The following is a 22,083-nucleotide window of genomic DNA, read 5'->3' as shown; positions in this document are numbered from 1 at the left end:
CGTTACGCGCCGTCCGCCCACAGGCCGTGGTGCTGCCGGTACCAGTCGACCGTCGCCGCGAGCCCGTCGTCGAACGGCACCGCCGGCTTGTAGCCCAGGGTGCCGGAGATCTTGGAGATGTCCATGGCGTACCGCCGGTCGTGGCCCTTGCGGTCGGCCACCCGCTCCACCATCGACGCGTCCTTGCCGAGCAGTTCGAGCAGTCGCTCGGTCAGCGCGCGGTTGGTCAGCTCCGTGCCGCCGCCGACGTTGTAGACCTCACCGGGCTCTCCGCCCGCGGCCACCAGCGCGATGCCCCGGCAGTGGTCGTCGACGTGCAGCCAGTCCCGTACGTTCGCGCCGTCCCCGTAGAGCGGCACTGTGCGGTCGGCCAGCAGACGGGAGACGAACAGCGGGATTATCTTTTCCGGATACTGGTACGCGCCATAGGTGTTGGACCCGCGGGTGACACAGACCGGCAGTCCGTGTGTCCGGTGAAAGGCGAGGGCCATCAGGTCGGAGGATGCCTTCGACGCCGCATAAGGGGAGTTGGGGGAGAGGGGCTCCTCTTCCGTCCAAGGTGTTCCCTCGGCGTCGAGCGAGCCGTACACCTCATCGGTCGAGACGTGGACGAATTTGCCCACGCCCGCCTCGAGGGCGGCGGTCAGGAGCGTCTGCGTCCCGAGCACATTGGTCCGCACGAACTCCTCGGCCCCGGAAATGGAGCGGTCGACGTGCGACTCGGCGGCGAAATGCACGACGAGATCGACGTCACGCAGTACGTCACTCATCGAGGGGGCGTCGCAGATGTCACCCTCCACGAAACGCAGCGAGGGAGTGTCGAGGACCGCGGTGAGGTTTTCTTTCCTGCCCGCGTAGGTGAGCTTGTCGACCACCGTCACATCGGCCCCCGCGAGGGCCGGATATTCACCCTGCACCGCGTGCCGGACGAAGTTCGAGCCTATGAAGCCGGCACCACCGGTGACAACTATGCGCACTGGACGCCTTTCAGCCTTGTCGGGAGATCTCCATCAGGTATTTTCCGTAATCCGTTTTCCCCAGTTGACTGCCCAGGTTGTAACAGGCCGTGGCGTCAATGAAGCCCATACGGAAAGCGATCTCCTCCAGGCACGCTATGCGTACGCCCTGACGCTGCTCCAGCGTCTGCACGAACTGCGATGCCTGGAGGAGGGAGTCATGGGTGCCGGTGTCCAGCCAGGCGTACCCTCGCCCCAGGTTGACCATCCTGGCCCTGCCCTGTTCCAGGTAGACGCGGTTCACATCGGTGATCTCCAGCTCGCCGCGGTGCGAGGGCCGGATGTTCTTGGCCACGTCCACGACGTCGTTGCCGTACACGTACAGACCGGTGATGGCCAGGTTGGACCGGGGAGAGGCGGGCTTCTCCTCCAGGGAGACGAGCTGCCCGTCGGCATCCACCTCGCCGATGCCGTAGCGCTCGGGGTCCCCGACCGAATAGCCGAAGAGCACGCAGCCGTCGACGTTGCGCGTCTCGGCCTGGATCATTCTGCCGAGCCCGGGACCGTGGAAGATGTTGTCGCCGAGGATGAGGGTCACGGCGTCATTGTCGATGAATCTGGCACCGATGACGAATGCCTCGGCAATTCCGTTCGGGTCCGCCTGCTCGGCGTATTCTATGTTCAGGCCGAGTTGACTGCCGTCGCCGAGCAGATCGCGGAACGTGCCCAGATGTCGCGGTGAGGAAATGACGAGAATATCTTGTATCCTGCCCAGCATGAGCGCCGAGAGGGGATAGTAGATCAAGGGTTTGTTGTACACCGGGAGTATCTGCTTCGACACGGCATACGTTAAGGGATAAAGCCGGGTACCGCTGCCCCCGGCCAGGATGATGCCCTTCATGCGGCCAATGTCTCCCTAAACGGCTCGGATGTGTTTTGAGCATCTCCGAATGACCACCCGCGATAAGTGGGAAAGGCCACGTTCGGAGGGGTGCGGGTGGCAGAGTTGGAGCTGGGAGCGAGTCGGGTCAATCTGCTTCGGATACCGCGAGTTCTTTCCGCTGGATGGCGTGATCTGACCGCTGTTCGACTGTGAGCGTATGATCTCTGATCGCAACTGTCAATGTGATGCCGGACTCGTGTACTTGCGAAGCGTGTTATCCCGACACTCTCGTTTCGAGCGGGTTGTTGTGCGGTTTACCGCCCATCCGAGTGCCCGCCCTGCAGGGAGATGTGTAAGGCTTCGCGCGAGGTTTTCGAAACCCCTGACGTGACGACAGCCGATGTGTACCCCGACCCAGAGATCCCTGCGCGGATCGGCCCGCTCCAGCAGATGCATTACCGCTGGTAGAAGGCGCTGTTGCGGGAGGGTGCGGTCATCGTGACCGCCAGGCCGGGGCGAAGGCCGCATCCTCCGACTGTGCCTCGGCCCGGACCGTGGCTGTCAGGGCATCCAGCCTCCGCAGACCCGAGTGGCTGAAGCAGTGCAGCCGGCACCGGACCGTCTTCCGGCTGCAGCCCAGCTCCGCAGCGATCGCCGGCACCCGCAGCCCCGACCGGCTCAGCTCGACCGTCCGGGCCCCCATCACCACATCCCGCGGCGCCTTCCGGGCCCCGGCGGGTGCCCGAGTGGTCACGCGTGTGCAGCCCCGTCGTCCTGACGCGGAGCACATATGTCGGCGGTCGTGCCGGGCGGCTTCGACGCGACCTGAGCTGGTCGTGGCCGGTATACCGGCCACGCGAGCTGCGAGTGGGAGGGGTCGAGCGAGGTACCCGGTACCGGAGGTGTCCGGGCCATCGACAGTACGGCAGACCTCAGGCCGGCGACACCGGTGAGGCGGTTGTCGTGAACATCGACCCAAGCTCCATGCACCGCATGGCGGAGTTCGTGTACGAGACCCGGCCCGCACGGATCGTCTTCCGTCCCGGCGCCTCGGTGACCGCGACGCCGGGCGAGGCCGGGCGGCTCGGGCTGCGCCGTCTGCTGGTGCTGAGCGGGCCGCGTGGCGAGGGGGTCGCCCGGACCGTCGCGGACGCCCTCGACGGGGCCTGCGCCGGACTGCTGGCGGTGGCCCGGGCGAGGGTGACCGCGGAGGTGGCGGCCCGGGCCGTGGACGTGGCGCGTGCCGCGGGCGCCGACGGCTGCGTGGCCGTCGGCGGGGGCTCCGCGATCGGGCTGGGCAAGGCGGTCGCGCTCCGCACCGGACTGCCGCTCATCGCCGTGCCGACCACGTACGCGGGCTCCGAGATGACACCCGTCTGGGACCTCGCCCAGCACGGCGTCGAGCGCACCGGCCGCGCCCCGTCGGTCCTCCCGCGCAGCGTCGTGTACGACCCCGACCTCACCCTCTCGCTGCCCGCCGGCCTGACCGCGGCCAGCGGTGTCCACGCGGTCGCCCACGCGGCCGAGGCTCTCTACGCGCCGGACACCTCTCCGCCGGCCCGGCTGATGGCCGAGGAGGGCGCACGGGCCATGACCCGCGCCCTCCCGGCGCTGGCGGACGACCCGGACGACGGGGACGCGCGCGGGCTGGCCCTGTACGGGGCCTGGCTGTGCGGGGCCGCCCTCGGGATCACCACCACGGGCCTGCACCACCAGCTGTGCCACGTCCTGGGCGACGGCTTCGGTCTGCCGTACGCCGAGACGCACCTCGTGGTCCTGCCGTACGTCCTCGCGTACAACGCGCCCGCCGCCCCCGCGGCGATCGGCCTCCTGGGACGCGCCCTGGACGCCGGCGACCCGGCCCGCTCCCTGTGGGACCTGGCCGCCCGTCTCGACGGCCCCCGCTCCCTCGCCGAACTCGGCCTGCACGAACGCGAGGTGGCGGCCGTCGCGGCGCGGGCCACGGGGGAGTCCTATCCGAACCCCCGGCGGGTCACCGTGCAGGACGTACAGGTCCTCCTGGAGGCGGCGTACGAGGGTGCGGCGCCGACGGCGCGCCCGCTCGGCCCCCGCTCGGCTGCCTGAGCGTGACGAGCTCGCCGTAGGGCCCCCCGCCGGCCCGCGCCGGGCGGAGCGGGCCCGTGCGCACCCGCGGACCGCCGCGGTTCCGCTGTTCGTTGATCATTCATCGCTGTGACACCCGTAGCTGCCGGCCACGTCGACGCTGTTCTCCCATAATGACCCTGACGCTGACCCGGGCATGTCAACATGACATGTCCAGTTCCGCTTGTGTGCCGCCCCACCGGTCGATCAGGAGGACGCAGTGACGTCGAGCTCGCGGATCCGCAGAGCCACCCTCACCCTCGCCGGCGCCGCCGCGCTGGTGCTCGCCTTCCCCGGCAGCGCCCTCGCGGCCACGCCCCCGGCGCTGCCGGCCAACGCCGAAGCGCTGGAGCGGACGTTCCAGCCGGCCTTCGACTACGACACGGACGGCTGTTACTCCACGGCCGCCATAGGATCCGACGGCACCGTCAACGCCGGCCTCAACCCCACCGGCGCCCTCAACGGCCAGTGCCGCGACGCCGAGGACCTCGCCAACACCAACAGCTACTCCCGTTCCAAGTGCAACAACGGCTGGTGCGCCGTCATCTACGGCCTGTACTTCGAGAAGGACCAGGCCCTGCCCGGCAGCAGCCTCGGCGGGCACCGCCACGACTGGGAGCACGTCGTGGTCTGGGTGCAGAACAACCAGGCCCAGTACGTGGCCACTTCGGCCCACGGGAACTTCGACATCCACCACCGGGACCAGATCCGCTGGGACGGCACCCACGCCAAGGTCGTCTACCACAAGGACGGCATCAGCACGCACTGCTTCCGCCCCGCCAACAACAACGACGAGCCCCCGGAGAACCACCGGGGCACCTGGCAGTACCCCGCGCTGGTCGGCTGGAACGGCTACCCCGCCGGCCTGCGCGACAAGCTGGTCGCGCACGACTTCGGCAGCGCCACCTTCGGCCTGAAGGACGGCAGCTTCGCCTCCCACCTGGCGAAGGCCAAGCCCGCGGGCGTCACCTTCGACCCCCACGCCTGACCCGTCCGACGGGGCGGGGTCACCCCTGCGCGGGCCGGTGCAGGGGTGACCCGGCGATCGGCTCCGAGGGCGCCCCGTCCACGCCCACCGGGACCTCCCCGGCCGTCATGACGCGGTGCATGATGCGCGGGTGGTCCAGGTGGGCGGTGTCGCTCGGAGCCAGGTGGATCGTGGTGCGGTTGTCCCAGAGCGCCACGCTGCCGGGCTCCCAGCGGAAGCGGACCGTGTACTCGGGCCGGGTCACCTGCTCCACGAACATCTCCAGCAGCAGCCGGTTCTCCGCCCGGGAGACCCCGATGATGTTCTCCACGTAGTACGGGTTGACGTACAGGGCGCGTTCGCCGCTCTCCGGGTGCACCCGCACCACCGGGTGCGCCGAGGCCACCTGATGGTCCTGGAGGTGCCGCGTGTACGCGTCGGGCCCGGAGCGCGGGAGGTAGCCGACGCCGAGCCGGTGTTCGGCGCGCAGCCCGTCGGCGAACCGCCGTACCGGCTCGGAGAGCCCCGCGTACGCCGCCGCCAGATTGGCCCAGGTGGTGTCCCCGCCGTACGGCGGCACACGCTCGGCGCGCAGGATCGTCAGGGCCGGCGGATCGATCCGCGCGGTGTGGTCCGCGTGCCAGCCGCGCAGCGTGGAGTGGCGGCGCCGCTCCAGCCACTCGGCGTGCGACATCCCGTGCTTCCCCGCCAGCTCCAGCCGGTCGGCCGTCGTCTCGACCTCCGGGAAGCCGGCCGGGGAGGCGGACCCCCGGGACCGCAGCGTGACCGGTTCCCCGAAGCGGCGGGCGAACGCGATGTGCCCGGCGTGGTCGAGCTTCTGCTCCCGGAGGAACACCACCTTCCAGCGCAGCAGCGCCGCCCGGATCCCGGCGACGACCTCGTCCGTCGGTCCGGCCGCCAGGTCCACGCCGTGGATCTCGGCCCCGATGTGTCCGGCGGCGGGCCGCACGTCGAGGCCCTCCGCCGCCCCTGCGGACGTCTCCCCGCTCATCGGCTGCTCACCGCCCTGTCCCCCTGCCGTCGGTCCCGTGCCCCGGTCTACCCCCGACACGGCGTGCGCATGCCACGCGGGGTCCGGGGTGTACGGAGCCGCCGACCGGATACGGTAGGGTTTACGTGCGTGATCGCGCGGGGAACCGCGTCGGCGCATCGGGACGTGGCGCAGCTTGGTAGCGCACTTGACTGGGGGTCAAGGGGTCGCAGGTTCAAATCCTGTCGTCCCGACAGCGATCAGCCCCGTGGGTGAGAACCCACGGGGCTTTTGTCGTGCCGCGGCGGGCCGGCCACCGGCCGGAAGTACCGGCGCGAGAGCCGGACGACGAGCGGCCGCCCCGTCCGGAACGGGTTCCGGACGGGGCGGCCGAGGTACGTCACGGGCCCGCGGCCCGTGGACGGGGCATCAGGCGAGCGAGGCCAGCGTCTCGTTCCAGGTCGTCGACGGGCGCATGGCCGCGGCGGCCTTGGCCGGGTCGGGCTGGTAGTAGCCGCCGATCTCGGCCGGGCTGCCCTGCACCGCGGCGAGCTCCTCGACGATCTTCTGCTCGTTGGCGGCGAGGGTCTCGGCGAGCGGGGCGAAGGCCTTGGCCAGCTCCGCGTCGTCGGTCTGCCGGGCCAGCTCCTGCGCCCAGTACAGGGACAGGTAGAAGTGGCTGCCGCGGTTGTCGATGCCGCCGACGCGACGGGTCGGGGACTTGTCCTCCTCCAGGAAGGTCGCCGTGGCGCGGTCCAGGGTGTCGGCGAGGACCTGGGCGCGCTGGTTGCCCGTGACCTTCGCGTACTGCTCCAGGGACGGCACCAGGGCGAAGAACTCACCCAGGGAGTCCCAACGCAGGTAGTTCTCCTTGACCAGCTGCTGGACGTGCTTCGGGGCGGAGCCGCCGGCGCCCGTCTCGAAGAGGCCGCCGCCCGCCATCAGCGGGACGACCGACAGCATCTTGGCGCTGGTGCCCAGCTCCAGGATCGGGAACAGGTCGGTCAGGTAGTCGCGCAGGACGTTGCCGGTGACGGAGATGGTGTTCTCGCCGCGGCGGATGCGCTCCACCGACAGCTTGGTGGCCTCGACCGGGTTCAGGACGCGGATGTCCAGGCCCTCGGTGTCGTGCTCCGGCAGGTACCGCTCCACCTTGGCGATGAGGTTGGCGTCGTGGGCGCGCTCCTCGTCCAGCCAGAACACGGCCGGGTCGCCGGTGGCGCGGGCGCGGGTGACGGCGAGCTTCACCCAGTCCCTGATCGGCGCGTCCTTGGTCTGGCAGGCGCGGAAGATGTCACCGACGGAGACGGGCTGCTCCAGGACGGTGGTGCCGGCCTGGTCGACCAGGCGGACCGTGCCGGCGGTGGCGATCTCGAAGGTCTTGTCGTGGCTGCCGTACTCCTCGGCCTTCTGCGCCATGAGGCCGACGTTCGGGACGGTGCCCATGGTGGAGGGGTCGAAGGCGCCGTTGGCGCGGCAGTCCTCGATCACGGCCTGGTAGACGCCCGCGTAGCTGCTGTCCGGGATGACGGCGAGCGCGTCGTGCTCCTGGCCGTCCGGGCCCCACATGTGGCCGGAGGTGCGGATCATGGCCGGCATCGAGGCGTCGATGATGACGTCGGAGGGCACGTGCAGGTTGGTGATGCCCTTGTCCGAGTCGACCATGGCCAGCTCCGGGCCCTCGGCGAGCTCGGCGTCGAAGGAGGCCTTGATCTCGGCGCCCTCGGGCAGGGACTCCAGGCCCTTGTAGATGCCGCCCAGGCCGTCGTTCGGGGAGAGGCCGGCCGCGGCGAGCTTCTCGCCGTACTTCTCGAACGTCTTCGGGAAGAAGGCGCGCACCACGTGGCCGAAGACGATCGGGTCGGAGACCTTCATCATCGTGGCCTTCAGGTGCACGGAGTAGAGGATGCCCTCCTCCTTGGCACGGGCGATCTGCGCGGTCAGGAACTCGCGCAGCGCGGCGACCCGCAGCACGGAGGCGTCGACGACCTCACCGGCGAGCACCGGGACCGACTCGCGCAGCACGGTGGTGGTGCCGTCCTCGGCGACCAGCTCGATGCGCAGGGCGCCGTCCTCGTCGATGACGACGGACTTCTCGGTGGAGCGGAAGTCGTGTCCGCCCATGGTGGCGACGTTGGTCTTCGACTCGCCGGTCCAGGCACCCATGCGGTGCGGGTGGGCCTTGGCGTAGTTCTTCACCGAGGCGGGGGCGCGGCGGTCGGAGTTGCCCTCGCGCAGCACCGGGTTGACGGCGGAGCCCTTGACCTTGTCGTAGCGGGCGCGGATCTCGCGCTCCTCGTCGGTCTTCGGGTCGTCCGGGTAGGCCGGCAGCGCGTAGCCCTGGCCCTGCAGCTCGGCGACGGCGGCCTTGAGCTGCGGGATGGACGCCGAGATGTTCGGCAGCTTGATGATGTTGGCGGCGGGCGTCTTCGCGAGCTCGCCGAGCTCCGCGAGGGCGTCCGGGATGCGCTGGTCCTCGCTCAGGTACTCCGGGAAGACGGCGATGATGCGCCCGGCCAGCGAGATGTCACGGGTGTCGACGTTCACGCCGGCCTGCGCGGCGTACGCCTGGATCACCGGCAGGAACGAGTAGGTCGCCAGGGCGGGCGCCTCGTCCGTGTGGGTGTAGATGATGGTCGAGTCAGTCACCGGGTGCTCCGCTCCACGTCTGCAACATTGCTCGACATCAAGATATCTCGTGGGCGACCGCATCTCGACAGGGGCCCGGCGGTGAAAGTGAGCACTCCGCGCGAGGGGGAGGACCGGGGCGTCCCCGGCCCCTCCGGCCCGCCGCGGCGCGGGGCCCGCGGCCGCTCAGAGCACCCGCGGCGCGCCGTCCGCCTCCCGCTGGTGCGGGATCACCGGCAGGCTGTCGCCCTGGTGCAGGGCGACGGTCCGGGTGGGCGCCGGGATGCGGATGCCCTCGTCCCGGTAGCGCCGGTGCAGGCGCTTGATGAACTCGTGCTTGATCCGGTACTGGTCGCCGAACTCGCCGACGCCGAGGATGACCGTCATGCCGATGCGCGAGTCGCCGAAGGTGTGGAAGCGGACGGCGGGCTCGTGCTCCGGCAGCGCCCCCTCGACCCCGGTCATCACCTCGGCCACCACCTCGTTCGTCACCCGTTCCACGTGCTCCAGGTCACTGTCGTAGCCGACGCCGACCTGCACCAGGAGGGTCATCTCCTGCTCGGGCCGGTTGTAGTTGGTCATGTTGGTACCGGCGAGCTTCCCGTTGGGGATGATCACCAGGTTGTTGGAGAGCGAGCGGATCGTGGTCTGCCGCCAGTTGATGTCCTCGACATAACCCTCCTCGCCGCTGGTCAGCCGGATGTAGTCACCGACCTGCACCGTCTTGGAGGCGAGGATGTGGATGCCCGCGAACAGGTTGGCCAGGGTGTCCTGGAGGGCCAGGGCGACCGCGAGACCGCCGACGCCCAGCGCGGTGACCATGGGGGCGATCGGGATGCCCAGGGTCTGCAGCACCACGAGGCAGCCGATGGCCGTGACCATCACCCGGGTGATGTTGACGAAGATCGTGACCGAGCCCGCGACCCCGGCCCGCGACTGCGCGACCGTCCGCACCAGATTGCCGACCACCCGGGCCGCGGTGATCGTCGCCAGCAGGATCAGCAGCACGGTCAGGGTCTGGTTGACGTGGCGGCCGACCGTGCGCGTCAGCGGCAGCACCGCCGCCGCGACCGCCGCGCCGCCGGCCACCGCGGACCACGGCACCAGCGCGCGCAGCGCGTCGACGACGACGTCGTCGCCGGTCCACCGCGTGCGCGACGCGTGCCGGCCCAGCCAGCGCAGCAGCAGGCGCAGCAGGAACGCCGCGAGGAGGCCCGCCGCCAGGGCCACCGAGGCCATGACGAGGTCGTCGAGAGTGAGGTCCCGGTTCACCGGACGCCTCCCGCGGAACGCGGGTCACGCCGGGAACGGCTCACGGGCCGGATGTGGTGTGTCGTCACCTTGCCACCTGAGGGATGCCGGTCTGCAGGAAAGCGCCCGGACGTGTGTACGACATCGGGCGTGGGGCTCATCCTGCCGTACGCGTACGGCTGTTCGGTGCCGGACCTGCGGCAACCGGTCATGGGCCGGGCACCGGGGAGGATCCGGCCGGGCCGCTCCCTTGACCTCAACTTTGCTTGAGGTCCTACCGTCCGGCACATGAGCATGGAGACCACCGCCTGGACCCAGTTGCAGAGTGTCATGACCGCCCGCGAGCGCAGACCACTGGCCCGTGCCACCCTGCGCCGGACCGCCGCCTTCGCCCGCCCCCACCGCCGCCGCATCACGCGCTTCGTGCTGTTGAGCGTGGTGACCGCGCTGCTGGCCGTCGCGACACCCGTGCTCGCGGGCGACGTCGTCGACGCCATCGTCGCGGGCGGCGACGAGAGCCGCGTCGTACGCCTCGCCGTGCTGATCGCCCTCATCGCGCTCGCCGAGGCGGCACTCGGCCTGCTCGGCCGCCGGCTGTCGGCGACGCTCGGCGAGGGCCTCATCCTCGATCTGCGGACCGCCGTCTTCGACCACGTGCAGCGCATGCCGGTCGCGTTCTTCACCCGCACCCGTACGGGAGCGCTCGTCAGCCGTCTCAACAACGATGTGATCGGCGCCCAGCGCGCGTTCAGCAACACGCTCTCCGGAGTGGTGAGCAACCTGGTCACGCTGCTGCTCACGCTCGTGGTGATGCTCACCCTGTCCTGGCAGGTCACCCTGCTCGCGCTGGTCCTGCTGCCGGTCTTCGTGGTGCCCGCCCGCCGGATGGGCCGCCGCATGGCCGGGCTGCAGCGGGAGGCGGCGGACCTGAACGCAGCCATGGGCACCCGGATGACGGAGCGGTTCTCGGCGCCCGGCGCCACCCTGGTGAAGCTCTTCGGACGCCCGGAGGAGGAGTCGGCCGAGTTCGCGGAGCGGGCCCGGCGGGTGCGGGACATCGGGGTGCGTACGGCGATGGCGCAGGAGGCGTTCATCACGGCCCTCACCCTGGTGTCGGCCCTCGCGCTCGCCCTCGTCTACGGCCTCGGCGGCTGGTTCGCCCTGCGCGGCGCCCTGGAACCCGGCGCCGTCGTGTCGCTCGCCCTGCTGCTGACCCGCCTCTACGCACCGCTCACCGCGCTCGCCGGGGCGCGCGTGGACATCATGAGCGCCCTGGTGAGCTTCGAGCGCGTCTTCGAGGTGCTCGACCTGAAGCCGCTGATCGAGGAGAAGCCGGACGCCCGCACGGTGCCCGACGGCCCGGTCTCCGTCGAGTTCGACGACGTCCGCTTCGGCTACCCGTCCGCGGACAAGATCTCCCTGGCCTCCCTCGAAGAGGTCGCATCCCTTGACACGAGGGGCGGCACCGAGGTCCTCCACGGCGTCTCCTTCCGCGCCGAACCCGGACAGACCGTCGCCCTGGTCGGCTCCTCGGGCGCGGGCAAGTCGACCGTCGCGCAGCTGCTGCCCCGGCTGTACGACACGGACGCGGGCGCGGTACGCGTCGGCGGCGTCGACGTACGGGACCTGACGACCGCCTCACTGCGCGGGACGCTCGGCATGGTCACCCAGGACGGGCACCTCTTCCACGACACGGTCCGCGCCAACCTGCTGCTCGCCCGCCCCGGTGCCACCGACGACGACCTCTGGGACGCCCTGGGCCGCGCCCGCCTCGGCGACCTCGTACGGTCCCTGCCGGACGGCCTCGACACCGTGGTCGGGGAGCGCGGCTACCGGCTCTCCGGCGGTGAACGCCAGCGGATGACCATCGCCCGGCTGCTGCTGGCCCGGCAGCGCGTCGTCATCCTCGACGAGGCCACGGCCCACCTGGACAACACCTCCGAGGCCGCCGTCCAGGAGGCGCTCGCGGAGGCCCTCCAAGGGCGCACCGCGGTGGTGATCGCCCACCGTCTGTCCACGGTCAGGGCTGCCGACCTGATCCTGGTGGTCGAGGCGGGCCGCGTCGTGGAGCGCGGCACGCACGAGGAGCTGCTGGCGGCGGACGGACGGTACGCGGAGCTGTACCGCACGCAGTTCGACGACGGCCGGGTGAACGACGGCGGGCGCCCGGGCGGCACCGCGAACGGTCTCCGGCACCTGGGCGAAACCGTCGCCACCTAGTGTCGGCGACCGGTCCGCACGGGCCGGCACCCGTCGCACACACCCGTCAGTTCGAGGGTGTGTGCGACCGCGTGGAACCCGGTGTCCCGGGCGATCCGCGCAGCCCACCGTTCGACCTCCTCGGCGTCGACCGCCAGGCTGACGTCGCACTCCCGGCACAGGAGGTAGTGACGGTGGCCGCCGGCCGGCCGGGGACGGTAGAGGCGTTCACCGTCACCGTCGCGCACCACGTCGACGTGCCCCGCAGCCTCCAGCATGCGGAGGGTGCGGTAGACGGTGGTCAGCCCCACCGGCACCCCGTCCGCCGGGAGCCCGGCGTGCAGGGTCTGTGCCGAGACGAACCCGTCGTGGAGGTGCAGGGCCCGCAGGACGGCGGCGCGTTGCGGGGTCGCGCGCCACTCGCCGCGGGACGTTCCGTACATGGTCGTGCCTCCCGTCGCCGGCCCGGACGTATTCCCGTCAGACGACCGCGGTCAGCGCCTGATGGCCGTACCCGTGCTCATGTCCGGGCTCGTATGGATGCGCGTGCTCGAGCTCGCAGACCTCGCCGGTGTCCCAGTCGGGGAAGGGATCGGTCGCGGGCACCTGCTCCCCGTCGGCCATGAGGCATCCGGTCAGGGCCGCGCGCAGGCCGTCCCCCCGCAGGCCGACACCGATGAACACCAGCTCCTGCGCGTGGGGCGCGTCGGCGTCCCGCGCCCCGGACGGTTCGAACCGGGCCACGGAACCGGCCTGCGACCACAGGCCGGTCACACCGCCGCGACCGGCGAGGGTGAAGAAGCCCTTGGACCGCAGGATCCGGCCGTGCCGGCCGCTGCCCATGCCCCCGGTGTCGTCGGTCACGAACTCCCAGAGCCGCCCCGGGTGGAACGGCACGGCGGACCGGAAGACCAGGGAGGAGATGCCGTACTCCTCGGTCTCCGGCACGTGGTCGCCGTTCAGCTCCCGCACCCAGCCGGGCGCCTGCTGCGCGCGCTCGGGGTCGAACCGCCCGGTCTCCAGGACGTCGCGGGCGTCGACGCGCCCGTGCACCGCGGGAACGATGCGGGCCCCCGGGTTGAGCCGCGCCAGCGCTCCGCGCAACCGGTCGGCGTCGCCGTCGTCGACCAGGTCCAGCTTGTTGAGCACCAGCACGTCGGCGAACTCGACCTGGTCGACCAGCAGGTCGCTCACGGTGCGCTCGTCGTCCTCGTAGGGGGCCAGCCCCCGCTCCGCGAGGTCGTCCCCGGCGTCCAGCTCCGTCAGGAAGTTGGCCGCGTCGACGACGGTGACCATGGTGTCGAGCCGGGCCACGTCCTCCAGCGCGGCGCCGTCGTCGCGGGGATACGCGAAGGTGGCGGCCACCGGCATCGGTTCGGAGATGCCGCTCGACTCGATGAGCAGGTAGTCGAAGCGGCCGTCCCGGGCGAGCCGGTCGACCTCCTCCAGCAGGTCGTCCCGGAGTGTGCAGCAGATACAGCCGTTAACCATCTCCACCAGGCGCTCCTCGGTGCGGGAGAGGGCCGCCCGGCCGCCGCGCACCAGGGCGGCGTCGATGTTGATCTCGCTCATGTCGTTGACGATCACCGCCACGCGCAGCCCCTCACGGTTGGTGAGGACGTGGTTGAGGAGGGTCGTCTTGCCGGCGCCGAGGAAGCCCGACAGCACGGTCACGGGGAGGCGTCGCGACGGCATCCGGTTCAGTCCTCCGGGCGCAGCAGACCGCGCCGGTAGGCGGGGACGAGGTGCTGCGGCACCCGGTGGTCCACGCCGTCCACGGTGATCGTCACGAGCGTCGGCGTGCTCGCCTTCCACTGGGCGCGACGGTGACGGGTGTTGCTGCGGGACATCTTGCGCTTGGGCACGGCCATGGGGGGTCCTCTCGGTGGTGACGGTCGTACGGCAGCAGCATACGACAATCATTTTCATGTACGAGTGCCCCCCGCCCTCACGCCGGCTGCCAGACCTGGGCGAGCGTCGACGTGGTGAGGACCTGCTCGGGATGCCCCTGTGCCACCAGGCGCCCCTCGCGCAGCAGCAGACAGGTGTCCGCCGAGCGCGCGGCCGCGAGGTCGTGCGTCGCCTGGACGACGGTCACCCCGTCGGCGACCAGTTCCCCGAGCAGTGTCGCGATGCGCTCCCTGGCCTCGGGGTCGAGTCCGGTCGTCGGCTCGTCCAGGAGCAGCAGGTCCGACTCCTGGGCCAGCCCCTGGGCGATCAGGGTGCGCTGGCGCTGTCCGCCGGACAGCTCGCCGAGCTGGCGGGCCGCGAGCCCGGTGATGCCGAGCCGCTCCATCACCGTGTCCACCGTCGCGCGGTCCTGCCGGGTCAGCCGGCGCCACGGTCCGCGCTCGCCCCAGCGCCCCATCTCCACGGTCTGCCGGACCGTCAGCGGCAGCGCGTCACCGACGGCCCCGCGCTGCGGCACGAAGGCCGGCGGCCGGGGCCCGCCGAACTCGAGGTCGCCCGACGTCGGGTCGATCACACCGGCCAGGACCCCGAGCAGGGTCGACTTGCCGCTCCCGTTCGGACCGACCAGCGCCGTCGTGGTCAACGGCGGTATCTCGGCGGTGAGTTGATGCAGGACGGGGCGGCCCGGATAGCCGGCGCACAGGCCCGAGAAGCGGACGCGGGGCGCCCTGTCGCGGACGGCGGCGGACGATGACCCCTTTTCGTTGAACATGATTGTCATTGTAGTGTGCTCATATGGAGTGGTTGACAGGCCCCTTCGAGGTGACCTTCGTACAGAGGGCCCTCTGGGGCGGAATTCTCGTGTCCGCGATCTGCGCGCTGGCCGGTACCTGGGTGGTGCTCAGGGGGATGGCCTTCCTGGGGGACGCCATGTCCCACGGGCTGCTGCCCGGTGTCGCGATCGCCGCGCTGTTCGGCGGCAACCTGCTGGTGGGGGCGGTGGCGAGTGCGGCCGTCATGACGGCCGGCGTCACCGCGCTGGGCCGCACCCCGAGGCTGTCCCAGGACACCGGGATCGGTCTGCTCTTCGTGGGGATGCTCTCGCTCGGCGTCATCATCGTCTCGCGTTCACAGTCGTTCGCCGTGGACCTGACCGGGTTCCTCTTCGGTGACGTGCTGGCCGTCCGCGAACAGGACCTGGCCCTGCTGGCGGGGGCGCTGCTGCTGGCGCTGGCCGTCTCGGTCCTCGGTCACCGGGCCTTCCTGGCCCTGGCGTTCGACCCGCGCAAGGCCCGCACGCTCGGCCTGCGCCCCCGGCTGGCGCACGCCGTCCTGCTCGGCCTGCTGGCCCTGGCCATCGTCGCCTCGTTCCACATCGTGGGCACGCTCCTGGTGCTCGGCCTGCTCATCGCCCCGCCGGCGGCCGCCCTGCCCTGGGCGCGCAGCGTGCGTGGGGTGATGCTCCTCGCCGCGCTCCTCGGCACCGTCTCGACGTTCCTCGGGCTGCTGCTGTCCTGGCACCTGAGCACCGCGGCCGGGGCGACCGTCTCGGCCCTCGCGGTGAGCCTGTTCTTCCTCTCCCACCTGGTGTCCGGCCTCCGCCACCGCCGTACGCGGCACCTCGCCGCCACCGTCCCGACGACCCACTGACATCGATCCACAGAAAGACGGAGGCGATCCTCTTGCCCGCCCGAAGGAACATCCCGCTGCGGGGCCCGGCCGCGCTGGTGCTCACCGCGCTGCTCGCCACGAGCTGCGCCGGCCAGGACGACAAGCCGGCCTCTCCGTCGGCGAGTTCCCCGTCCGCCGTCCCCCACGGCTATGTCGAGGGGGCCAAGGAGGCGGCCGAACAGCAGTCGCGGCTGCTGCTCGGCGACCCCGGGACGGGTGACACCCGGGTCCTCGACCTGATCACCGGCGAGGTGCACGAGGTGCCGGCGGTCGAGGACGCCACCGCACTCACCACGGACGGCCGGTTCGGCTACTTCCACACCCCGGGCGGTACGCAGGTGCTCGACGGGGGCGCCTGGATGGTCGACCACGGCGACCACGTGCACTACTACAGCGCGGAGATACGCGAGGTCGGGCAGTTCCCCGGAGGCCCGGGCACACACGTCCGCAGCGACGCCGCCGTGACCGCCGTGACCGGCGAGGACGGCCGTACCGAGCTGTACGAACGGACCGAACTGGACAAGGGCGAGGTCGGCTCGCCCCGCACGCTCCCCGGCACGCACGAGGGCGCCGTCGTCCCGTACGAGGAGCACCTGCTCGCCCTCACGGACGACGGTGGCCGGACGAAGGTCGTGGTGTACGACCGCGAGGGCGAGCGCGTGGCGTCGCCGGACGCGGAGTGCGCCCAGCCGCAGGGCGACGCCGTCACCCGGCGCGGAGTGGTCCTCGGGTGCGCCGACGGAGCGCTGCTCGTCCGCGCGTCGGACGGCGGGTTCACCGCCGAGAAGATCCCGTACGGCGAGGACGTGCCCGCGGACGAACGGGCCACGGACTTCCGGTACCGGTCCGGCAGCGACACCCTCACGGCCCCCGCCGGCGACCGGGCCGTGTGGGTCCTGGACGTCGGGGAGCGCGCCTGGACCCGGGTGGAGACGGAAGGGCCCGTCGTCGCGGCCAACACCGCCGGCGAGGGCTCCCCGCTGCTCGTCCTCCAGTCCGACGGCGCGTTGCACGGCTACGACATCGCCACCGGCAAGCAGACGGCCGAGACCGAGTCCCTGCTGAAGGACGCCGACGCGGCCGGCGGACCGGTCATCGAGGTCGACCGCAGCCGGGCCTACCTCAACGACCCCGAGGGCAAGCGCGTGTACGAGATCGACTACAACGACGACCTGCGCATCGCGCGCACCTTCGACCTGGACGTCGAACCGGCCCTGATGGTGGAGACGGGCCGATGACGAGGAAGAGAACGACGGCGCGCGCGACCCGGCCGCGCCTCCGCCTCCTGGCGCTGTTCACCGCCCTGACGGCCGCCGCGGCCACGGCCTGCACGAGCACCGGCGGGGACCGGCCCCACATCGTGGTGACCACCAACATCCTCGGCGACGTCACCAGGGAGATCGTCGGCGACGAGGCCGACGTCACCGTGCTGATGAAGCCGAACGCGGACCCGCACTCCTTCGGCCTGTCGGCCGCGCAGGCCGCCGAGCTGGAACAGGCGGACCTCGTCGTCTACAACGGGCTGGGCCTGGAGGAGAACGTCCTGCGGCACGTCGACGCCGCCCGCGAGTCCGGGGTCGCCACCTTCGCCGCGGGCGAGGCCGCGGACCCGCTGACCTTCGGCACGCACGACGACGGCGGGCCCGAGGAGGAGGCCGGGCAGCCCGACCCGCACTTCTGGACCGACCCCGACCGCGTGCGCAAGGCCGCCGGCCTGATCGCCGACCAGGTGGTCGAGCACGTGGACGGAGTGGACGACGGGGCGGTCCGCGACAACGCCGCGCGCTACGACGGTGAACTCGCCGACCTCACCACCTGGATGGAGAAGTCGTTCGACACCATCCCCGAGGACGACCGCGCGCTGGTGACCAACCACCACGTCTTCGGCTACCTCGCCGAACGCTTCGGCTTCCGCGTGATCGGCGCGGTCATCCCGAGCGGTACCACGCTGGCCTCGCCCTCCTCCTCCGACCTGCGCTCGCTCACCGAGGCCATGGACGACGCCGGGGTACGCACCGTCTTCGCCGACTCCTCCCAGCCCACCCGGCTGGCCGAGGTCCTGCGCACGGAACTGGGCGACCGGGTGAGCGTCGTGAAGCTCTACTCCGAGTCGCTGACCGAGCGCGGCGAGGGCGCCGACACCTACCTGCTGATGATGCGCGCCAACACCACCGCCATGACCGACGGCCTGACCGGCGACTGACCGGCGGCCCGTCCCGCAGCACCCACCACCGAACGCCGCGGCCACGCGGCACAGAAAGGAACACACCCGTGAACAAGTCGACACGCAACAGAGCCCTCGTGGGGACGGCGCTCGCCCTGGCGGTGTCCACGGTTCTGACCGCCTGCGGCGGCGGGTCGGAGAACACCTCCTCCTCCGACGCGAAGGCCGAGGGCTCGCCGAGCGCCAAGGCCGCCGCCGACGTCAAGAACCCGCTGGTCACCACCTTCGACGGCGGCCTGTACGTCCTGGACGGCGAGAGCCTGGAGGTCGCCGGGACGATCGAGCTGCCCGGCTTCAACCGGGTCAACCCCGCGGGCGACGACTCCCACGTCGTCGTCTCCACCGACAGCGGCTTCCGCGTCCTGGACGCCGTCGGGGCGGCCCTCACCGACATCGAGTACGAGGGCGCGAAGCCCGGACACGTCGTCCGTCACGCCGGCAAGACCGTGCTCTTCACCGACGGCACCGGCGAGGTCAACGTCTTCGACCCGGCCGACCTCGCGAGCGGCAAGAAGCCGGAGGGCCGGACGTACGCGTCGGCCGAGGCGCACCACGGCGTCGCCATCGAGCTGGAGAACGGCGAACTCCTCAGCACCCTCGGCACCGAGGAGAAGCGGACCGGCGCGCTCGTCCTGGACGAGGACGGCAAGGAGATCAAGCGCGCCGAGAACTGCCCGGGGGTCCACGGCGAGGCGGCGGCCAAGGGCGAGGCCATCGCCGTGGGCTGCGAGGACGGCGTCCTCATCTACAAGGACGGCGAGTTCACCAAGGTGGACGCCCCCGACGACTACGGCCGCATCGGCAACCAGGCCGGCAGCGACGCGTCGACGGTCCTCCTGGGCGACTACAAGACCGACAAGGAGGCGGAGCTGGAGCGCCCGACCCGCATCTCGCTGATCGACACCGAGACCAACAAGCTGCGCCTCGTCGACCTGGGCACCAGCTACTCGTTCCGCTCGCTGGCCCGCGGTCCGCACGGTGAGGCGCTGGTGCTCGGCACGGACGGTGCCCTGCACGTCATCGACCCGAAGACGGGCAAGGTGGAGAAGGAGATCCCCGTCGTGGACGAGTGGCAGGAGCCGCTGGACTGGCAGCAGGCCAGGCCCACCGTCTTCGTCCGCGACCACACCGCGTACGTCTCCGAGCCGAGCAAGCGCAAGCTGTACGCCGTCGACATCGAGTCGGGCGAGACGCTGAAGTCCGTGACCCTGCCCAAGAGCACCAACGAGCTGTCGGGCGTCGTCGCGGGCCACTGACCCACAAGGCCGTACGAGTGCGGGGCCGCCCGGATGCCCGGGCGGCCCCGCTTTCCAGTTCTGGAGAGCAGTGATGAGTGAACCTTCCGGCTTCCACGACCCCTACGAGCGGTCCGCCGAGTACCTCGACATCATGATCGCCGATTCGTGGGAACCGCTGGGCGCCGCGGTGGCGGACGTCCTGACGGGTGTCCGGGCCCGGACGGGGGCCGTGGTGGACCTCGGGGCCGGTTCCGGCCGGGGCGTGCGCGTGATCTGCGACGCGCTGCCCGGGGCGCCGGTGCTGGCCGTCGAACCCTCCGTCGCCATGCGTGCCGTCCTGCTGGCCCGCGTCCACGACGACGCCGGGCTCCGCGCACGGGTCACCGTGGTCCCCGGCGACAGCGCGAGCGTGCGGTGGCCGGAGGGCGTGCGCGCGGTCGTGGCGCTGAACATGCTCGGGCACCTGCCGCCCGCACAGCGGCGCGCGCTCTGGGAGCGCGCGGCCCGGCGCCTCGCCCCCGGTGGGGCGCTGGTGTTCAACGTCACCCCGCCGTTCGCGCCGGCGGTGGTGGAGCGGACGCGGATGGCCCACGCCGTCGTCGGCGACCTCGTGTACGAGGGCTGGGCGAGCGCGCGGCCCTCGGGGGCGGACGAGATCACCTGGCGCATGGACTACCGGACCCTGAGCGGCGGACGGCCGCTGGGCGAGGCGTCGGTCGAGTACCGCTGGTGGGTGGCGGGGGAGGACGTGCTGGCGGCGGAGGCGGCCGGAGCGGGGCTCGTCCTGCGCCGGGCGGGCGATCCGGCGCTCGGCCTGTGCGTCCTGGAGCGCGCGGAACACAACTGATCGCTCCCATTAGTTGATCTGATAATCATTTTCATTTAGGTTCGTCGGTGTCTGCTTCCCCCTGCCGAGAGGCCGCCTGCCGAAAGGCAGGGGGAAGCCCCTGCCTGCCCGCCGCTGCAACGGAGACCGGATGAACCAGCCTGTGCCGAGCGACGACCTGCTCGACCGCGTCATCGACTGCATAGCCGAAGTCCTCGGCACACCACCGCGGGAGATCTCGCTGACGCAGCCGCTCGCGGCCCTGGGCCTCGAATCGTTCACCGCGGTACGCCTGCGGCGCAGGATCCGTGAACGCACCGGCGCGGACCTGCCGTTGACCGCCTTCCTGGGGGACGCCGCCACCGCCCGCGCGGTGGCGGACCGGCTGCGCACCGCCCGTACCGGGGGGAACGACCCGCACGGCGACGCGTGGACGGAGACGCGGACGGAGACGGGGACGGAGGGCGAGGGCTTCCCTCTGACGCCCATTCAGGCCTCGTACCTCGCCGGGCGGGCCGAGGGCCTGCCGCTGGGCGGGGTGGCCACGCACTACTACCACGAGTACGACCGCACGCCCGGTGACGCGGACCCGCTCGTGGACGTGGCCCGGCTGGAGACCGCGTGGAACCGGCTGGTCGGGCACCACCCGATGCTGCGGATGACGGTGGACGACCGGGGCCGCCAGCACATCGTCGGCGACCCGGGCCCGTACCGGATCGGCGTCACCGACCTGCGCGGGGAGCCCGCCGGACAGGTCGAGGGGGTCCTGTCGGCGCAGCGCGCGGAGCGTTCCCACCGGAACCGTCCGACCGGCTCCTGGCCGCTGTTCGACCTGCACGCCACGCTGCTGCCCGACGGACGCACCCGGCTGCACGTCGGCGTGGACGTGCTCCTGACGGACCTGGCCGGCTGGATGCTGCTCATGCGCCAGTGGGGCCGCCTCGTCGAGGACCCCGCCCACCGGCTCCCCGAGCCGGCGGCGCGGTTCGCCGACCTCCAACTCGCGCGCGCCCGCGATCCCGAGTGGGCCGCCCGGCGCGCCCGGGACCGCGACTACTGGGCGGAGCGTGCCCCCGAGCTGCCGCCGGCGCCACGACTGCCGGTGCTGCGCGACCCGGACGACACCACCCCGCCCCGCTTCGTCCGTTCCGCCGCCGAACTGGACGCCGCGTCCTGGGCCGCACTGCGCGCCCGATGTACCGAGCACGCCGTCACGCCGACCGCCGCCCTGCTCGCCGCCTTCGCCGTCGTCCTCGGCCGGTGGGGCGCGGGGGAGCGGATCTGCCTCAACACCACCCTGTTCGACCGCCCGGAGTCCGGCGGCGCCGAGGGCGTGGTGGGCGACTTCACCACCACCGCCCTGGTCGGCACCCCCCGCCTCGACCTCACCCGCTGGACGGGCTTCGGCGCCTACGCCACCGCCGTCAACCGCCGCTTCTGGGAGGACCTGGACCACCGTTCGGTCTCCGGCGTCGAGGTGCTCCGGGACCTGCGGGCGCGGACCCTGGGACCGTCGGTGGGCGCCCCCAGCCACCCGGTGGTCTTCACCAGCGGGGTGGGGCTCGCGGGCGGCGGGGAACCTCCGGCCGCCTGGCTCGGCGAGGAGGTGTACGGCATCTCCCAGACCCCGCAGGTCCTGCTCGACCACATCGTGTGGGACGAGGGCGGACGGCTCCGCCTGGCCTGGGACGCGGTCGAGGGCGCCTTCCCCGACGGCTGGGTACCGGGTCTGCTCGACGCCTACGTACGCCTGCTGCGCACCCTTACACGCACCGCCGCCTGGCAGGACCCCGCGCTGGGCTGGGACCCCTCGTTCCACCCCGCGGAGCCCCTGGACGCCGTGCCCTTCCCGGCCGCCGGCCCGCTGCTGCACGACCCGGCCGCCGACGCGGCCCGCACGCACCCGCAGCGGCCCGCCCTGCGCACCTCCGCCGCCACCGTCACCCACGGCCGCCTCGCGGACAACGCCGCCGCCACCGCCGGGCTGCTGACCGCCCACGGTGTCGGGCCCGGCGACCTGGTGGCCGTCGCCTGCGAGAAGGGTGCCGCGCAGATCACCGCGGTGCTCGGCGTGAGCGCGGCCGGAGCGGGCTACCTGCCCGTCGAACCGTCCTGGCCGGCCGCACGGATCGCCGCCGTCTGCGAACGGGCCGGTGTGCGCCACGCGCTGACCGGCCGCGGGGTGACCGTCGAGTGGCCCGAGGGCGTCACCGCGCACCGGCTGACCGCCGCGGG

19 protein-coding genes and 1 tRNA gene are annotated in these 22,083 nt (G+C 71.8%); 10 read left to right on the top strand and 10 right to left on the bottom strand.

Annotation, left to right across the window (positions count from 1 at the left end; genetic code table 11):
• Nucleotides 1-2 precede the first annotated feature (2 nt).
• The 3 genes from rfbB to UW392_RS47060 all read right to left on the bottom strand — a co-directional run bounded on the left by rfbB (nucleotide 3) and on the right by UW392_RS47060 (nucleotide 2,542).
• Nucleotides 3-977, bottom strand: a complete 975-nt coding sequence (gene rfbB / locus UW392_RS47070) for a dTDP-glucose 4,6-dehydratase (RefSeq protein WP_320781504.1) — start codon at nucleotides 975-977, stop codon at nucleotides 3-5.
• 10 nt (nucleotides 978-987) lie between these two features.
• Nucleotides 988-1,857 carry a glucose-1-phosphate thymidylyltransferase RfbA gene (rfbA, locus tag UW392_RS47065; protein WP_320781503.1) on the bottom strand — a complete coding sequence of 290 codons (870 nt, stop codon included), beginning with the start codon at nucleotides 1,855-1,857 and terminating at the stop codon, nucleotides 988-990.
• Between the two features lie 475 nt (nucleotides 1,858-2,332).
• Nucleotides 2,333-2,542: a helix-turn-helix domain-containing protein gene (locus tag UW392_RS47060; protein WP_320781502.1), complete on the bottom strand. Its 210-nt coding sequence runs from the start codon at nucleotides 2,540-2,542 to the stop codon at nucleotides 2,333-2,335.
• A 281-nt stretch (nucleotides 2,543-2,823) separates the two neighbouring features.
• Between UW392_RS47060 and UW392_RS47055 the strand changes: the two genes are divergently transcribed.
• Together UW392_RS47055 and UW392_RS47050 are read left to right on the top strand one after the other, a co-directional pair.
• On the top strand, nucleotides 2,824-3,924 hold the full coding sequence (locus UW392_RS47055) for an iron-containing alcohol dehydrogenase (RefSeq protein ID WP_320781511.1): 1,101 nt from the start codon (nucleotides 2,824-2,826) through the stop codon (nucleotides 3,922-3,924).
• A gap of 238 nt (nucleotides 3,925-4,162) precedes the next feature.
• Entirely contained in the window at nucleotides 4,163-4,930 is a 768-nt protein-coding gene (locus tag UW392_RS47050) for an NPP1 family protein (protein ID WP_320781501.1), read from the top strand.
• Nucleotides 4,931-4,949: 19 nt separating this feature from the next.
• Here UW392_RS47050 and UW392_RS47045 read toward each other — a convergent pair whose 3' ends face one another.
• Nucleotides 4,950-5,921 (bottom strand): TauD/TfdA family dioxygenase, encoded by a 972-nt coding sequence (locus tag UW392_RS47045; RefSeq protein WP_320781500.1) that lies wholly within the window; start codon nucleotides 5,919-5,921, stop codon nucleotides 4,950-4,952.
• A gap of 159 nt (nucleotides 5,922-6,080) precedes the next feature.
• Between UW392_RS47045 and UW392_RS47040 the strand changes: the two genes are divergently transcribed.
• Nucleotides 6,081-6,154: transfer RNA gene (locus UW392_RS47040), tRNA-Pro, on the top strand.
• A 175-nt stretch (nucleotides 6,155-6,329) separates the two neighbouring features.
• On the opposite strand, the gene UW392_RS47035 is transcribed toward UW392_RS47040, so the two are convergent.
• Nucleotides 6,330-8,549, bottom strand: coding sequence for an NADP-dependent isocitrate dehydrogenase (locus tag UW392_RS47035; RefSeq protein ID WP_320781499.1), 2,220 nt, complete (start codon nucleotides 8,547-8,549; stop codon nucleotides 6,330-6,332).
• Between the two features lie 165 nt (nucleotides 8,550-8,714).
• A complete protein-coding gene (locus UW392_RS47030) occupies nucleotides 8,715-9,800 on the bottom strand; it encodes a mechanosensitive ion channel family protein (RefSeq protein WP_320781498.1) in 1,086 nt (361 codons plus the stop codon).
• Between the two features lie 273 nt (nucleotides 9,801-10,073).
• Here UW392_RS47030 and UW392_RS47025 point away from each other — a divergent pair, with 273 nt between their 5' ends.
• Nucleotides 10,074-11,999 (top strand): ABC transporter ATP-binding protein, encoded by a 1,926-nt coding sequence (locus tag UW392_RS47025; RefSeq protein WP_320781510.1) that lies wholly within the window; start codon nucleotides 10,074-10,076, stop codon nucleotides 11,997-11,999.
• Here the strand turns inward: UW392_RS47025 and UW392_RS47020 are convergent.
• From UW392_RS47020 to aztA, 4 genes are all read right to left on the bottom strand, one after another.
• Entirely contained in the window at nucleotides 11,996-12,421 is a 426-nt protein-coding gene (locus UW392_RS47020; RefSeq protein ID WP_320781497.1) for a Fur family transcriptional regulator, read from the bottom strand. The two genes, UW392_RS47025 and UW392_RS47020, sit on opposite strands and share 4 nt — an antisense overlap.
• A gap of 37 nt (nucleotides 12,422-12,458) precedes the next feature.
• Nucleotides 12,459-13,673, bottom strand: a complete 1,215-nt coding sequence (locus UW392_RS47015) for a GTP-binding protein (protein WP_320781496.1) — start codon at nucleotides 13,671-13,673, stop codon at nucleotides 12,459-12,461.
• A 5-nt stretch (nucleotides 13,674-13,678) separates the two neighbouring features.
• On the bottom strand, nucleotides 13,679-13,849 hold the full coding sequence (rpmF, locus tag UW392_RS47010; protein ID WP_320781495.1) for a 50S ribosomal protein L32: 171 nt from the start codon (nucleotides 13,847-13,849) through the stop codon (nucleotides 13,679-13,681).
• A 77-nt stretch (nucleotides 13,850-13,926) separates the two neighbouring features.
• Nucleotides 13,927-14,670, bottom strand: coding sequence for a zinc ABC transporter ATP-binding protein AztA (gene aztA / locus UW392_RS47005; RefSeq protein WP_320781494.1), 744 nt, complete (start codon nucleotides 14,668-14,670; stop codon nucleotides 13,927-13,929).
• A 14-nt stretch (nucleotides 14,671-14,684) separates the two neighbouring features.
• Between aztA and aztB the strand changes: the two genes are divergently transcribed.
• The 6 genes from aztB to UW392_RS46975 form a co-directional block, all read left to right on the top strand.
• Complete coding sequence (aztB, locus tag UW392_RS47000) at nucleotides 14,685-15,539, top strand: zinc ABC transporter permease AztB (RefSeq protein ID WP_320781493.1); 855 nt, start codon at nucleotides 14,685-14,687, stop codon at nucleotides 15,537-15,539.
• Between the two features lie 32 nt (nucleotides 15,540-15,571).
• Nucleotides 15,572-16,798 carry a hypothetical protein gene (locus UW392_RS46995; RefSeq protein WP_320781492.1) on the top strand — a complete coding sequence of 409 codons (1,227 nt, stop codon included), beginning with the start codon at nucleotides 15,572-15,574 and terminating at the stop codon, nucleotides 16,796-16,798.
• Nucleotides 16,795-17,763, top strand: a complete 969-nt coding sequence (aztC, locus tag UW392_RS46990; protein WP_320781491.1) for a zinc ABC transporter substrate-binding protein AztC — start codon at nucleotides 16,795-16,797, stop codon at nucleotides 17,761-17,763. Before UW392_RS46995 ends, aztC begins: the two co-directional genes overlap by 4 nt.
• 68 nt (nucleotides 17,764-17,831) lie before the next feature.
• Nucleotides 17,832-19,040, top strand: coding sequence for a zinc metallochaperone AztD (gene aztD, locus UW392_RS46985; protein WP_320781490.1), 1,209 nt, complete (start codon nucleotides 17,832-17,834; stop codon nucleotides 19,038-19,040).
• Nucleotides 19,041-19,113: 73 nt separating this feature from the next.
• On the top strand, nucleotides 19,114-19,869 hold the full coding sequence (locus UW392_RS46980; protein WP_320781489.1) for a class I SAM-dependent methyltransferase: 756 nt from the start codon (nucleotides 19,114-19,116) through the stop codon (nucleotides 19,867-19,869).
• A 130-nt stretch (nucleotides 19,870-19,999) separates the two neighbouring features.
• Nucleotides 20,000-22,083, top strand: a 2,084-nt coding sequence (locus UW392_RS46975; RefSeq protein WP_320781488.1) for an AMP-binding protein, incomplete at its 3' end; no start/stop codon positions are given.

This window comes from Streptomyces sp. CRN 30 (genome assembly GCF_034105845.1).
Note: the sequence above shows the minus strand (reverse complement) of the source record. Positions and strands in the feature narration are given on the sequence as shown.